Annotated in this window: 7 protein-coding genes and 1 pseudogene; 7 read left to right on the top strand and 1 reads right to left on the bottom strand. The window is 70.6% G+C overall.

The features are described from left to right. Nucleotides 1–71 precede the first annotated feature (71 nt). Nucleotides 72–1,475 (top strand): FAD-binding oxidoreductase, encoded by a 1,404-nt coding sequence (locus HRJ34_RS00670; protein ID WP_208633084.1) that lies wholly within the window; start codon nucleotides 72–74, stop codon nucleotides 1,473–1,475. 73 nt (nucleotides 1,476–1,548) lie between these two features. After that, nucleotides 1,549–2,301, top strand: coding sequence for a FadR/GntR family transcriptional regulator (locus tag HRJ34_RS00665; RefSeq protein WP_226948993.1), 753 nt, complete (start codon nucleotides 1,549–1,551; stop codon nucleotides 2,299–2,301). Here the strand turns inward: HRJ34_RS00665 and HRJ34_RS00660 are convergent. Then, nucleotides 2,289–3,101: pseudogene (locus HRJ34_RS00660) on the bottom strand (ROK family protein). The gene HRJ34_RS00665 and the pseudogene HRJ34_RS00660 overlap by 13 nt on opposite strands. Before the next feature lie 278 nt (nucleotides 3,102–3,379). Between HRJ34_RS00660 and HRJ34_RS00655 the strand changes: the two are divergent. From HRJ34_RS00655 to HRJ34_RS00635, 5 genes are all read left to right on the top strand, one after another. Beyond that, nucleotides 3,380–4,660: an efflux RND transporter periplasmic adaptor subunit gene (locus tag HRJ34_RS00655; protein ID WP_016745489.1), complete on the top strand. Its 1,281-nt coding sequence runs from the start codon at nucleotides 3,380–3,382 to the stop codon at nucleotides 4,658–4,660. A gap of 95 nt (nucleotides 4,661–4,755) precedes the next feature. Then, nucleotides 4,756–7,941, top strand: coding sequence for an efflux RND transporter permease subunit (locus HRJ34_RS00650; protein WP_208633082.1), 3,186 nt, complete (start codon nucleotides 4,756–4,758; stop codon nucleotides 7,939–7,941). 11 nt (nucleotides 7,942–7,952) lie between these two features. Beyond that, complete coding sequence (locus HRJ34_RS00645) at nucleotides 7,953–9,374, top strand: efflux transporter outer membrane subunit (RefSeq protein ID WP_208633081.1); 1,422 nt, start codon at nucleotides 7,953–7,955, stop codon at nucleotides 9,372–9,374. A gap of 86 nt (nucleotides 9,375–9,460) precedes the next feature. Further along, nucleotides 9,461–11,278 (top strand): sensor domain-containing diguanylate cyclase, encoded by a 1,818-nt coding sequence (locus HRJ34_RS00640; protein ID WP_208633080.1) that lies wholly within the window; start codon nucleotides 9,461–9,463, stop codon nucleotides 11,276–11,278. A gap of 75 nt (nucleotides 11,279–11,353) precedes the next feature. Continuing rightward, nucleotides 11,354–13,981 carry a M1 family metallopeptidase gene (locus HRJ34_RS00635; protein WP_208633079.1) on the top strand — a complete coding sequence of 876 codons (2,628 nt, stop codon included), beginning with the start codon at nucleotides 11,354–11,356 and terminating at the stop codon, nucleotides 13,979–13,981. The last annotated feature ends 88 nt before the right edge of the window (nucleotides 13,982–14,069 follow it).

The following is a 14,069-nucleotide window of genomic DNA, read 5'->3' as shown; positions in this document are numbered from 1 at the left end:
GGACAGACCTTTCTGAAAGGTTAGCTATCTGATAGGTCGCTCTCCACGACTCAGTGCAGGGAGACCATCGGATGACCGCGCCATTCACCACCCACGACCGCAAGCCGTTGCCGCCGGGCTTCCTCGACGATGTCCGCGCGGTGATCGGCGATCGGCTCGGCACCGGCGAGGCGATCCGCCTGCAACACGGATCGAGCGAGACCCATTTCGATCCGGTGCTGCCCGACGCGGTGGCGTTCGTCCGGTCGACCGAGGAGGTGGCGGCGCTCGTCAGGCTCTGCGTCGCCGCCGAGGTGCCGGTCGTCGCCTTCGGCGCGGGCACCTCGCTCGAGGGCAACGTCACCCCCGTCCGGGGCGGCCTGACCATCGACCTGTCGGAGATGGACGCGATCCTCGCGGTCAACCCGGAGGACCTCGACTGCACCGTCCAGGCCGGGGTGCGGCGCGAGCAGCTCAACGAATATCTGCGCGACCAGGGCCTGTTCTTCCCGATCGATCCCGGCGCCAACGCCACGATCGGCGGCATGGCCTCGACCCGCGCCTCGGGCACCAACGCCGTCCGCTACGGCACGATGCGCGAGGCGGTGCTGTCGCTGCGGGTGGTGACGCCCGACGGCCGGATCGTCCGCACCGCCCGGCGCGCGCGCAAGTCGGCGGCTGGCTACGACCTCACCCGGCTGATGATCGGCGCGGAAGGGACGCTCGGCATCATCACCGAGATCACCCTGCGCCTGCACGGCATCCCAGAGGCGATCTCCGCGGCGGTCTGCGGGTTCGATACGTTGCAGGGCGCGGTCGACACCGTCGTCCAGTCGATCCAGATCGGCGTGCCCGTCGCCCGGATCGAGATCCTGGACGCGGCGCAGATGAAGGCGTGCAACGCCTATTCGAAGCTCGACTATGCCGAGCAGCCGACGCTGCTGTTCGAGTTCCACGGATCGGAGCGCCATGTGCAGGAACAGGTCGAGACGGTGCGCGAGATCGCCGGCCACAATGGCGGCGGCGAGTTCCTCTGGTCGCATCGGCCCGAGGAGCGCAGCCGGCTGTGGAAGGCGCGGCACGAGGCCTATTACGCCGCGATGAGCCAGCGCCCCGGCGCGGTCGGCTGGACCACCGACGTCTGCGTGCCGATCAGCCGCCTCGCCGAATGCATCGTCGAGACCCAGGCCGACCTGGCGCGCTCCGCCATCCCGGCGACGATCGTCGGCCATGTCGGCGACGGCAATTTCCACGTCGTCTTCGCGGTCGACCCGGCCGCCCCGCACGAGATGGCGGAGGTCGAGGCGCTCAACGAACGGATCGTCGCCCGCGCGCTGGCGATGGACGGCACCTGCACCGGCGAGCATGGCATCGGCCTGGGCAAGCAGCGCTTCCTGCTCGACGAGCTGGGCGACGCGGTCGACCTGATGCGGCTGGTCAAGCAGGCGATCGACCCGAAGGGCCTGTTCAACCCCGGCAAGATATTCCAGCTATGACCTTTACCGTCATCCCGGCGGAGGCCGGGATCTCGGCAGAAAGGAGACGACGTTGAGGCAGGAGACGCCCGAGATGCCGGCCTCCGCCGGCATGACGCCGGAGCGGGAATCGCCCGCACATCCGGGCGGATCGCTGGTCCAGCAGGCGGTGCAGGCCGTCCGCGACCATATCCGCGACAACGGGCTGCGGGTCGGCGACACGCTGCCCGGCGAAGGCCATTTCGCCGATCTTCTGGGGGTCAGCCGCGCGGTGATGCGCGAGGCGTTCGGCGCGCTCGCCGCGCTGCGGCTGATCGACGTCGCCAACGGACGGCGCGCCCGCGTCGGCGCGATCGACGGAACGGTGATCGCCGCCTCGCTCGACCATGCGGTCGCCACCGCGCAGGTGTCGATCATCGAGATCTGGGACGTCCGCCAGACGATGGAGGTCCGCACCGCCGAGCTCGCCGCCGCGAACCGGACCGAGGAGGAAGCCGCGCTGATCCTCGCGCTCGCCGAGGCGATCGCCGAGGCTGGCGGCGACATGCCCCGGGTGATTGCCGCCGACATCGCGCTGCACGAGGCGATCGCGCGGGCCAGCCACAATCCGCTGTTCCTGCAGATCATCCGCTCCTTTGCGCCGATGATGACGCAGGCCGTCCCCGCCGCCTGGCGGACGCGGACCACCGAGGGCGAGCGATCGGACATGATCGACCGCCACCGCATGCTGGCCCGCGCGATCGCCGATCGCGATCCGGAAACGGCCCGCCGGATGATGACCCGCCATTTCGACCGGACGATCGGCGACATGCTCCGCGCCGGCCGCGCCGCCCCTCAGGCGCGATAGGCGAGCGCCACCGCGCCGAGCGGCCCGGCCATCGCGCCCAGCCCCGGCGGAACCACGATGTCCGCCAGCTCGGCAGCGCCGATCCCGGCGAGATAGCCGCCGAGCAGCTCTGCGGCGCGCGCGCGGAGGCGATCGAACAGCCATCCACGCGCCTGGAAGACGCCGCCGCCGATCAGGATGCGCTGCGGCGACAGGGTCAGCATCAGCGCCGCGACCGCCTCCGCCATCTCCCCGGCCACCTCGTCCCACAGCGGATCGCCGTCGCCGACCCGGTCGCCCGGCCGGCCGGCACGCGCGGCGATGGCGGGCCCCGACACCAGCCCTTCGAGGCAATCGCCATGGAAAGGGCAGATGCCGGCGAAGGCGTCGCCCGGCGCGCGGCGGACGCGGAGATGGCCCAGCTCGGGATGGATCAGGCCATGGACCGGCTCGCCGTCGACCAGCACGCCGCCGCCGACCCCGGTCCCCGACCGTCAGGTAGCCAGCACTCATCCCCCTGCCCCCGCGCCCCAGCGATGCTCGGCGAGCGCGGCCCCGGCGACATCGGTGTCGAAGCCGATCGGCACCCCGAACCGCGCCGCGAAGCGACCGACCAGGTCGACCTGCCGCCAGCCCGGCTTGGGGGTGGAGGTGATATGGCCGTAATCGGGCCGGGCGCGATCGAGCCCGACCGGCCCGAAGCTGGCGATGCCGATCGCCGCGACCCGGCCATGCTCGGCCTGCCAGGCGGACAGCCGATCCTCGATCGCGGCCAGCGTCGCGTCGGGCGTCGTGGTCGGGATACGCTCCATCGCCAGCACCTCGCGCCCGCGCGCGACCAGGGCGATCGCCTTGGTGCCACCCAGTTCGATGCCGGCCACGAGCCCGTCCTCGTCGATGTTCGTCACGCCGTCCGCTCCTCCGTCCGCCTGCAATGGATATCAGCCCGGAATCGGTTCCAAACCGATTTCTTCCATCGTCCATAGATATTTTTGCATGCGGGCAGGCCGCCTTCGCACTTGCAATATATGTAACCGATCGGTACTTACCGGTGATACGTACCGTTCTGTTACATTTTGCCTACACAGGGACACGCAACATGTACCTCTCCGAACTCAAGGGGGATCCGGCCCACCTGCCCGAGCCCGAGCAGCAGCAGCCGGCGCGGGCCCCTCGCTTCACCCGCAAGCGCGCCGCCTATGCCGCGCTGCCCGTCGCCGGGCTGATCCTGTTCGGCGCCTACGGCCTGGTCGGGCACGACAAGGCCCAGGCCGATACCCAGCCGCTGCCGACCGTGACGGTCAGCCAGCCGATCGAGCGATCGATCGTCGAATGGGACGATTATGTCGGCCGGTTCGAAGCGAGCCAGGCGGTCGAGATCCGGCCGCGCGTCTCGGGCGCGCTGACCGGCATCCATTTCAAGGACGGCCAGATCGTCCGCAAGGGCCAGCTCCTCTTCACCATCGATCCGCGCCCCTTCGCGGCGGCGCTGGCCGAGGCGCGCGCCCGCGCGGCGAGCGCGGCGACGGCGCTGTCGCTGGCGCATGCCGACCTCGCCCGCGCCAACCGGCTGATCGCCGACCAGGCGGTGAGCGCGGAGGAGGTCGACTCGCTGCGCGCCCGCGTCCAGTCGGCCGAGGCCGCGCTGGCGGCGGCCCGCGCGCAGGTCCAGGCCCGCCGCCTCGACGTCGAGTTCACCCAGGTCCGCGCGCCGATCTCCGGCCGCGTCTCCGACCGGCGGGTCGACATCGGCAACCTCGTCTCGGGCGACGCGGCGGCGAGCGCCACCGTGCTGACCACGGTCAACGCGCTCGACCCGATCTATTTCAGCTTCGACGGATCGGAATCGCTCTACCTCAAGCAGCGGCGCCAGAAGGATGCCAGCGACCGGGTCGAGATCCGGTTGCAGGACGAGCCCGACTATCGCTGGAAGGGCAAGGTCGACTTCACCGACAATGCGCTCGACGACGGATCGGGGACGATCCGGGGCCGCGCGGTGATCGACAATCCCGGCTATTTCCTGACACCGGGCATGTTCGGCAACATGCGGCTGGCGGCCGGCGGCGCGCGCAAGGCGCTGCTCGTCCCCGACGCCGCGGTGGTCAGCGACCAGGCCCGCAAGGTCGTCTATGTCGTCACCGGCAAGGACGGCAGCGTCGAGGCCCGTCCGGTCGACGCCGGCCCGCTGATCAACGGCCTGCGGGTGATCCGCTCGGGACTGAAGCCGAAGGACCGGGTCGTGATCTCCGGCGTGCAGTTCGCCGCGAGCGCGCCCAAGGTCCAGACCATCGCCGGCCGGATCGAGGCCACCGCCGTCGCGGCGGCCCCGGCCGTCCCGGCGCCGATATCGTCACAGGCGACGCTGGCGGCAGCGCGCTGAACCAACCGACAACCGCCCGCGCGGCGGCCTGACGCCCTTCCCGCGAGGAAGGGCGAGCGGCCCCGCTCGCGCCGGCGCCACAGGGGAACGGGGCCATGCGCCTGAGCCATATCTTCATCAAGCGGCCGATCTTCGCCGGCGTCATCGCCGTGGTGATCACGATCGTCGGCGCGCTCGCCTTCTTCGGCCTGCCGATCTCGCAATATCCGGACGTCGTGCCGCCCACCGTCACGGTCAGCGCGACCTATCCGGGCGCCTCGGCAGAGACGATCGCCGACACCGTCGCCTCCCCGCTGGAGCAGGAGATCAACGGCGTCGACGACATGCTCTACATGTCGAGCCAGGCGACCAGCGACGGCCGGCTGACGATCACCGTCACCTTTAAGCTCGGCACCGACCTCGACGAGGCGCAGGTGCTGGTCCAGAACCGGGTCGCGCTGGCCGAGCCGCGCCTGCCCGAGGACGTCCGGCGTCAGGGCGTGGTGACGCGCAAGACCTCGCCCGACTTCATCCTCGTCGCCAACCTGATCTCGCCCGACAACTCGCTCGATCGCGGCTATATCTCCAACTATGCGCTGACCCAGATGCGCGACCGGCTCGCCCGGCTCGACGGCGTCGGCGAGGTGCGGCTGTTCGGCGCGCGCGACTATGCGATGCGCATCTGGATCGATCCGGGCCGCGCCGCCGCGCGCAACATGACCGCCGGCGAGATCGTCGCCGCGCTGCGCGCCCAGAACGTGCAGGTCGCGGCCGGCGCGATCGGCAAGCCGCCGGAGGCGACCGGCGCCTATGAACTGAACGTCGAGACGCAGGGCCGCCTCTCCACCCCGCAGCAGTTCGCCGACATCGTCATCAAGTCCGACGCGGAGGGCCACCTGACCCGGCTGAAGGACGTCGCGCGGGTTGAACTGGGCGCCGAGGATTACGGCATCAACATGTATCTGAGCGGCCAGCCGTCGCTCGGCATCGCGGTGTTCCAGCGGCCGGGGTCGAACGCGCTCGCCACCGCCGACGCGGTCCTCGCCGAGCTCAAGCTGATGTCGGAGAAGTTCCCGCGCGGGCTCGACTATCGGGTGATCTACAACCCCACCAACTTCATCCGCGAGTCGGTCAACGCCGTGCAGCACACCCTGCTCGAGGCGGTGGTGCTGGTCGTCATCGTCATCCTCGTCTTCCTGCAGAGCTGGCGCGCGGCGATCATCCCGGTGATCGCGATCCCGGTGTCGCTGATCGGCACCTTCGCGGTGCTCGCGGCGATGGGCTATTCGCTCAACAACCTGTCGCTGTTCGGCCTGGTCCTGGCGATCGGCATCGTCGTCGACGACGCGATCGTCGTCGTGGAGAATGTCGAACGCAACCTGGAGCACGGGCTGAGCCCGATGCAGGCGTCGTTCCGGTCGATGGACGAGGTCTCGACCGCGCTGGTCGCGATCGTGCTGGTGCTGTGCGCGGTGTTCGTGCCGACGATGTTCCTGACCGGGCTGACCGGCGAATTCTATCGCCAGTTCGCGGTCACCATCGCCTCGGCGACGATCATCTCGCTGATCCTGTCGCTCACCCTGTCGCCGGCGCTCGCCGCCCGGCTGCTCAGGCCGAAGGCCGATCACCTGCCCGCCGGTGGCTGGCGGCGGATGGCGGCGGTCGGCGCGCAGCGCTTCAACGCCGGCTTCGATCGGCTGAGCAATTTCTACGCGGCGAGCACGCGCAAGCTGCTCGCTCGGCCGAAGCGGGTGCTGTTCTCCTATGCCGGGTTGCTGGCGCTGACCGCCGCGCTGTTCGGCGCGACCCCGGTCGGCTTCATCCCGTCGCAGGACCAGGGCTATCTGATGACCGCGATCTTCACCCCGCCCGGCACCTCGCTCGCGTCGACCGACGCGACGATGCAGGCGGTCGCCAGGAAGATGCTGAAGGTTCCGGGCGTCAAGGGCGCGGTGATGCTGGCCGGCTATCATGGGCCGAGCGGCACCACCGCCTCCAACGCGGCGGTCGCCTTCCTCGTCTTCGACAGCTTCAAGGAGCGCGCGAAGAAGGGCCTGACCGAGGAGAATATCCTCGCCGAGGCGAACAAGGCGGCGCACGGCTTCGACCAGGCGCATATCTATGTGCTGAAGCCGCCGCTGATCCGCGGCATCGGCACCGGCGGCGGCTTCAAGATGATCCTGCAGGACCGCTCCGGCCAGGGGCTGGAGAAGCTCAACCAGGCCGCCTGGGCGATGATCGCCGAGGCGAACAAGGACCCCAGCCTGAAGATGGTCTACACCAACTTCGAATATGGCGTGCCGCGCCTCTACGCCGATGTCGACCGCGCCAAGGCCGACATGATGGGCGTGCCGCCGAGCCGGGTGTTCGAGGCGCTGCAGGTCTATCTGGGGTCGGCCTATGTCAACGACTTCAACCTGCTCGGCCGCACCTATCGCGTGACCGTGCAGGCCGACCTGCCGTTCCGCGACGACGCGAGCGACATCCAGCAGCTCAAGACCCGGTCCGACCGGGGCGGGATGGTGCCGCTGGGCGCGGTCGCGACGGTCGAGGACCGCAACGGCGCCTATCGCGTCGTCCGCTACAACCTCTATCCGTCGATCGAGGTCGAGGGCGACGTCGCGCCGGGCCACAGCAGCGGCCAGGCGCTGGCGGCGATGGAGGCGCTGGCGAGCAAGCTGCCGGCGGGCGTCGGCACCGAATGGACCGAGGTCGCCTATCAGCAGAAGCTGGCCGGCAGCGCCGCGATGATCGTCTTCGCCGCGGCGGTGCTGTTCGTCTTCCTGGTGCTGGCGGCGCAGTTCGAAAGCCTGATGCTGCCGCTCGCGATCATCCTGATCGTGCCGATGACCCTGCTCGCGGCGATGACCGGCGTGAACCTGCGCGGGATGGACAACAACATCCTGACGCAGATCGGCCTGGTCGTGCTGATCGGCCTCGCCGCCAAGAACGCGATCCTGATCGTCGAGTTCGCCAAGCAGGCCGAGGAGGAAGGGCTGTCGCCGGTCGAGGCGGCGGTGCGCGCGGCGAAGGATCGGCTGCGGCCGATCCTGATGACCAGCTTCGCCTTCATCCTCGGCGTGGTGCCGCTGGTGATCGCGACCGGGCCGGGCGCCGAGCTGCGCCAGGCGCTCGGCACGGCGGTCTTCTCCGGCATGCTGGGCGTGACCTTCTTCGGGCTCGTCTTCACGCCGACCTTCTACGTCGCCACCCGCAGCCTCGCCGACCGCTTCGCGAAGCGGTTCGGCCGGGGCGCGAACGGCCGGGACGACGACGGCGCCGCCGCCGTCCCCGCCGAATGAGGGAGGAAAACATGCTGAGGAAACTCCTGCTCGCGGGTTCCGCGCTGCTGACCGTCGCCGCCGCCGGACCGGACTATGTCCGCCCGGCGGCCCCGGCCGGCGCTGACGGCCCCTTCATCAAGGCCCCGGCCGCCCCCGTCACCCCGGCCGAGCCCGACCAGGCCTGGTGGCGGCTCTACCAGGACCCGGTGCTCGACCGGCTGATCGCCGATGCCTTCGCGGCGAACACCGACCTGCGCATCGCCGTCGCCAATCTCGACAAGGCGCGCGCGCTGCTGCGCGAAAGCCGGGCGGGCCGCCTGCCGCAGACCGACGTCTCCGCCGGGGCGAACTATGGCCGCCTGCCCGCGACCCAACGCCCGGCCGGCGCGGAGCGCGAGGACTGGTCGTTCGACGCCGGGCTGTCGGTCTCCTACGAGGTCGACCTGTTCGGCCGGGTCGGGCGCTCGATCGAGGCCGCGCGCGGCGACGCGCAGGCGGCCGAGGCGGCGCGCGACGCGGTCAAGGTGGCGATCGCCGCCGAGACGGCGCGCGCCTATGCCGACGCCTCCTCGGCGGTCGAGCGGCTGGCGGTCGCCGAACGCACGCTCGGACTGCTCGACCAGGTCGTCGGCCTGACCGCCAAGCGTTTCGAGGCTGGCCGCACCTCGAAGCTCGACCTGTCGCGCGCCTCGGCGCTGCGCGAGCAGCAGCGGGCGACGCTCTCGCCGCTGCGCGCCCAGCGCGACGCGGCGCTGTTCCGGCTGGCGACGCTGACCGGCCGGACGCCTGCCGATCTGCCGCCCGAGGTGGGCACCCGCGCGCTGACGCTGCGGCTCGACCGACCGATCCCGGTCGGCGACGGGCGCGGCCTGCTGGCGCGGCGCCCCGACATCCGCGAGGCGGAGCGCAAGCTGGCGGCCGAGACCGCGCGGATCGGCGTCGCCACCGCCGATCTCTATCCGCGCATCGCGCTCGGCGGCTCGATCGGATCGACCGGCCCCTCGCTCGGCGACATGTTCGGCGGCGGTCCGCTGCGCTGGCTGCTCGGCCCGCTGCTGAGCTGGAACTTCCCCAACCAGGAGGCCGGCCGCGCGAAGATCGCCCAGGCCAAGGCGTCGACCCGCGCGGCGCTCGCCGGCTTCGACGGGACGGTGCTGCGCGCGCTGGAAGAGACCGAGACCGCGCTGTCGGCCTATGGCCATGAGCTGGAGCGCCGCGAGGCGCTGCGCGAGGCGGCGGCGCAGGCGCAGACCGCCGCCACGATCAGCCGCGCCCAGCTCCGCGAGGGGCGCGTCGACTTCCTGACCGTGCTCGACGCCGAGCGGACCTCGGCCAGCGCCGACGCCGACCTGGCCGAATCCGACGCGCGCGTGACCAACGCCCAGGTCGACCTGTTCCGCGCGCTCGGCGGCGGCTGGCAGGCCGGGGACGGCAAGATGGCGGCGCGCTGAGCACTTCATCCGCAATTTTGCGGAGGGTGCAAAAAGCCGGGCCGATGATCTAACGTCGCGCCATCGAGAGGCTGGCGGGCGGCACCATGCGCATAGCGACGATCACCAACTGGGCCTATGGCGTCACCCTGCTGCTGACCTTCGGGTCGGGCGCGGCCTTCATGGCGTCGGTCCAGGCCGACGGCGACGAACGGATCGCGGTCGAGCGCCGTTCCGACTATATCCGCATCGCCGACGACATCGAGCTGATCGTCGAGCGGATGACCGACCAGGCCCGGCTCTACGCCATGCGCGGCGAAGCCGAGCACAAGACCGCCTGGCTGCGTGACCGCGACGATGTCGGCGTGGTCGACCGCACCGTCGGCCGGCTCGACGCGCTCGGCATCCCCCGGCACGAATATGCCGAGCTGCTGACGGCGGACCGCGACCTCGACCGGATCGAGGCGATCGAGCGGCGCGCGATCGCCGCCGTCGACCAAGGCGACCGGGCGGAGGCGCAGCGGCTGCTCTACGGGCCCGACTATCTGGCGCTAGACGCCGGCATCGACCGGTCGCTGGGCGCGTTCAAGCAGGCGCTGAAGGGGCGCGCCGAACGCGATCTCCAGCGCGCCCGCGAGCGCGCCGACCGATGGGACGACATCGCCCGGCTGCTGCTGGGGCTCACCGGCCTGCTGTTCCTGGCCGTGCTCTACTTCATCCTGTCGCGGCGCGTGGCGCGCCCGCTCGCGCATATGAGCGACGTCGTCGTCCGCATGGCCGACCGCGATTACGACGCCGACCTGCCCGACGACCGCCGCCATGACGAGATCGGCGAGGTCACCCGCGCGCTGCGCCTGTTCCGGCGCAACAGCATCGAGCGCGAGCGGCTCGAGCAGGAGCGCGACGAGGACCGCCGGATCAAGGACCTGATCGCGCGGATGATGCACCGGATGCAGGGCTGCGACGTCGAGGCCGAGCTGGCCGACGTGGTGGTCTGCTACGCGCCGCAGATCTTCCCCGACCTCGCCGGCCACATCTTCGTCTATGACCATGGGCGCGGCCGGCTGGCGACGATCGGCCGCTGGCAGGACCCGAAGCTGAGCATCGCCGATTTCGCTCCCTCCTTCTGCTGGGGCCTGCGTCGCGGCCATTCGCATCGCAGCAACGCGAAGGGAGAGGACATCTGCTGCCAGCATATCGGCGACATCGACGGGCAGGATTGCCTGTGCGTGCCGCTGATGGCGCAGGGCGGCACGGTGGGGATGCTCTATTTCGAAGGGCAGGACGGCGACGGCCGCTATGCCGAGCGGGCGATCTACCTCGACCTCATGTCCGAGAATATCGGCCTCGCCCTCGCCAACATCCAGCTCCGGGCGACGCTCGGCGCGCTGGCGACGCGCGATCCGCTGACCGGCCTCTCCAACCGCCGCCATCTCGACGAGGTGTTCAATGCCGAGCGCGCGCTGGCCGAGAGCCAGCACGCGCCGCTCGGCTGCCTGCTGGTCGACATCGACCATTTCAAGCGCTTCAACGACGAATTCGGCCATGATGCGGGCGACCTCGTCATGCAGCATGTCGCCCAGGTGCTGAAGGGCCATGCCCGCGAACGCGACCTCGCCTGCCGCTATGGCGGCGAGGAATTCGTCCTGCTGATGCCCACCCGCGACAGCGCCGCCGCCGCCGAGCGGGCCGAGGAGATCCGCCAGACGATCCGCAAGGTCTCGCTCGCCTATCGCGGACGCCCGCTGCCGCCGGTGACGGTGTCGATCGGCGTCGCCGCCTATCCGACGGAGGCCGACGCCGCGAGCCTGATCAGCGTCGCCGACGGCGCGCTGCTCGCCGCCAAGGAGAACGGGCGCGACCGGGTGGTGATCGCCGGCCGCACCCCGCCGGGGCCGAAGCACCGGGTCCGGGCCGCCTCCTGACCGTCCCCGCCGGCACGGCTTGCCAGGTGTATTAGTCGACTATATGACCCTCGCATTCCATCCGAAGGATGCTCCATGAAGAAGCTGCTTGCCGCCGTCGCCCTGGCCGCACTTTCCGTTCCCCTCTCCGCCGCCGCGACCACGGCCGAGCCGGTGCCGCTCGGCATCCTCTCCGACGCCGCGACCCCGCTCGCCTATCGGCTCGACCTCACCATCGTGCCCGATCGCGAGCGCTTCTCCGGCCATGCCGAGATCGACGCGACGCTCAAGGCCGAGACCCGGTCGCTCTTCCTCCACGGCCGTTCGCTGAAGGTCGCGCGCGTCGTCGCCAGGGTCGGCGGCCGGACGGTCGCGGCGCGCTATGGCGAGGTCGACGGATCGGGCGTCGCGCGGCTCGACTTCGCGAGCCCGCTGCCCGCCGGCAAGGTGACGCTGGTCTTCGACTATGACGCCGCGTTCGGCGACGGCGCCTCGGGCCTCTACCGGGTCAAGGTCGCCGACCAATGGTATGCCTGGACCCAATTCGAATCGATCGACGCGCGCGCCGCCTTCCCCGGCTTCGACCAGCCCGGCTACAAGACGCCCTTCACCGTCTCGCTGACCACCAGGCCGGGCGAGGTCGCGATCGGCAACAGCCGCGAGGTCCGCACGACGAAGGCCGGCGACCTCGTCCGCCACGAATTCGAGGCGACGAAGCCGCTGCCCACCTATCTGGTCGCCTTCGCCGTCGGCCCGTTCGCCACCGCGACCGGTTCCGTCTCGCCGACCGCAGAGCGCAAGGAGCCGCTGCCGATCGGCATCGTCGGCACCCAGCCCTACAAGGACAAGCTCGGCTACGCGCTGGAGAACACCGGGCCGATCGTGACGCTGCTGGAGAAATATTTCGGCACCGCCTTCCCCTTCCCCAAGCTCGACCAGATCGGCTCCCCGGTGATGCCGGGCGCGATGGAGAATGCCGGCGCCGACATCTATGGCGACACCATCCTGCTGCTCGACCGCGGCGCCTCGACCGACCAGAAGAAGACCTTCGGCATGGTCGTCGCGCACGAGCTGTCGCACCAGTGGTTCGGCGATCTCGTCACCCCGGCCTGGTGGGACGACCTGTGGCTCAACGAGAGCTTCGCCAACTGGATGGGCTATCGCATCGGCAATGAATGGCGCCCCGACCTGAAGATCGGCGCGGGCGCGATCGACGAGGCGTTCGGGGCGATGAACGTCGACGCGCTGAAGGCGGGCCGGCCGATCCACCAGCCGATCAAGACCAACGGCGAGATCGACAGCGCCTTCGACCAGGTCACCTATGGCAAGGGCGGCCAGGTGGTGGCGATGATCGCCGCCTATCTGGGCGACGAGAAATTCCGCGACGGCGTCCGCCTCCACCTCAACCGCTACGCCTATGGCAATGCGACGACCGATCAGTTCTTCGGATCGCTCGCCGACGCGTCGCACGATCCGCGCGTGCTCGAATCGCTGAGGAGCTTCGTCGACCAGCAGGGCGTTCCCGTGGTCCGCGTCGAGCGGACCGCCACCGGCCTGTCGGTCGCCCAGAAGCGCTATGCGCTGCTCGGCACCCAATTGCCGCAGCAGAGCTGGATCATCCCGCTGTGCGTCCGGGTCGGCGAGAGCCGCGACTGCACCCTGCTCGACAAGCCGTCGGGTACCGTGCCGATCACCGCGAAGGGCGCGATCGTCCCCAATGCCGGCGGCACCGGCTATTATCGCTTCTCGCTGCCCGAGGCCGAGTGGAAGACTCTGATCGCCGAGGCGGCGAGCCTGCCGCCCGGCGAGGCGCTGGCGCTGACCGACAGCCTGTGGGCAGGCTTCCGCGCCGGCGAGGTGGCGCCCGCGCTGCTGCTCGACGCCGCGCGGGCGATGGCGGCCAACGACTATTCGGTGGCGGCGGTCGACGGCGGCCTGCGGCTGGCGGGCCTGCGCCAGCGGGGGATGATCGCGGGCGGCGCGATCGGCGGCTATCGCGCCTTCATGGCCGACATCTACCGGCCGAAGCTCGCCGCGATCGGCTTCGATCCGCGCACCGGCCTCTATGCCGACGACGACGGCGACCGGCAGAAGCTGCGCGCCGACCTCGTCTCCCTCGTCGCGGGCGAGGCCGGGGACAAGGCGCTGATCGCGACGCTCGCCACTGCCGCGAAGGCGTGGCTCGGCGGCGACAAGGCAGCGCTCGACCAGGCCTTCTTCGGCGCCGGGCTGGGCGCCTATCTGGCGGACGGCGGCGACGCCGCGGTCGCGGCGCTGTTCGAGAAGGCGGTGACGAGCGACGACACGCTGTTCCGCGACAGCGCGATCGGCGCGCTCGCGAGCACCGACAGCGCCTCGGCGGGCCGCTGGCTGCTCGACCATCTCGGCGACAAGCGGCTGCGCAGCGGCGACCGCACCGCGCTGATCCAGTATCTGGCGCTCGAGCCCGCGACCCGCGACATGGCCTATCAGTGGATGATCGGCCATTATGCCGAGCTGGTGAAGAACGCCGGCATCTTCGTCGCGTCGCAGCTCCCCTCGGTTCCGGTCCGCTATTGCTCGGCCGAGAAGGCGGCGGCGGTCGAAGCGGCGCTGCGGCCCGAGATCGTCCGCTACCAGCGCGGCGCGCTGGCGCTCGACCGCACCGTCGAGCAGATCAACAGCTGCGGCGTGCTGGAAGCGAAGCGCGGCGGCGAGATAGCGGCGATGTTCGCAGGCAAGTGACGCCTCACGCCCTGCCGTCATTCCCGCGAAAGCGGGAATCCATGGACGGCGGCCCGCAGGAGATCGAGTGTTCCGTAACCGTGGATTC

Source organism: Rhizorhabdus wittichii, assembly GCF_017607425.1.
Classification (GTDB): domain Bacteria; phylum Pseudomonadota; class Alphaproteobacteria; order Sphingomonadales; family Sphingomonadaceae; genus Rhizorhabdus; species Rhizorhabdus wittichii.
Note: the sequence above shows the minus strand (reverse complement) of the source record. Positions and strands in the feature narration are given on the sequence as shown.

Coding starts and splice junctions, on each gene's coding strand:
- HRJ34_RS00670 (WP_208633084.1), top strand. CDS start 72: ATGACCGCGCCATTCACCACCCACGACCGCAAGCCGTTGCCGCCGGGC.
- HRJ34_RS00665 (WP_226948993.1), top strand. CDS start 1,549: ATGCCGGCCTCCGCCGGCATGACGCCGGAGCGGGAATCGCCCGCACAT.
- HRJ34_RS00655 (WP_016745489.1), top strand. CDS start 3,380: ATGTACCTCTCCGAACTCAAGGGGGATCCGGCCCACCTGCCCGAGCCC.
- HRJ34_RS00650 (WP_208633082.1), top strand. CDS start 4,756: ATGCGCCTGAGCCATATCTTCATCAAGCGGCCGATCTTCGCCGGCGTC.
- HRJ34_RS00645 (WP_208633081.1), top strand. CDS start 7,953: ATGCTGAGGAAACTCCTGCTCGCGGGTTCCGCGCTGCTGACCGTCGCC.
- HRJ34_RS00640 (WP_208633080.1), top strand. CDS start 9,461: ATGCGCATAGCGACGATCACCAACTGGGCCTATGGCGTCACCCTGCTG.
- HRJ34_RS00635 (WP_208633079.1), top strand. CDS start 11,354: ATGAAGAAGCTGCTTGCCGCCGTCGCCCTGGCCGCACTTTCCGTTCCC.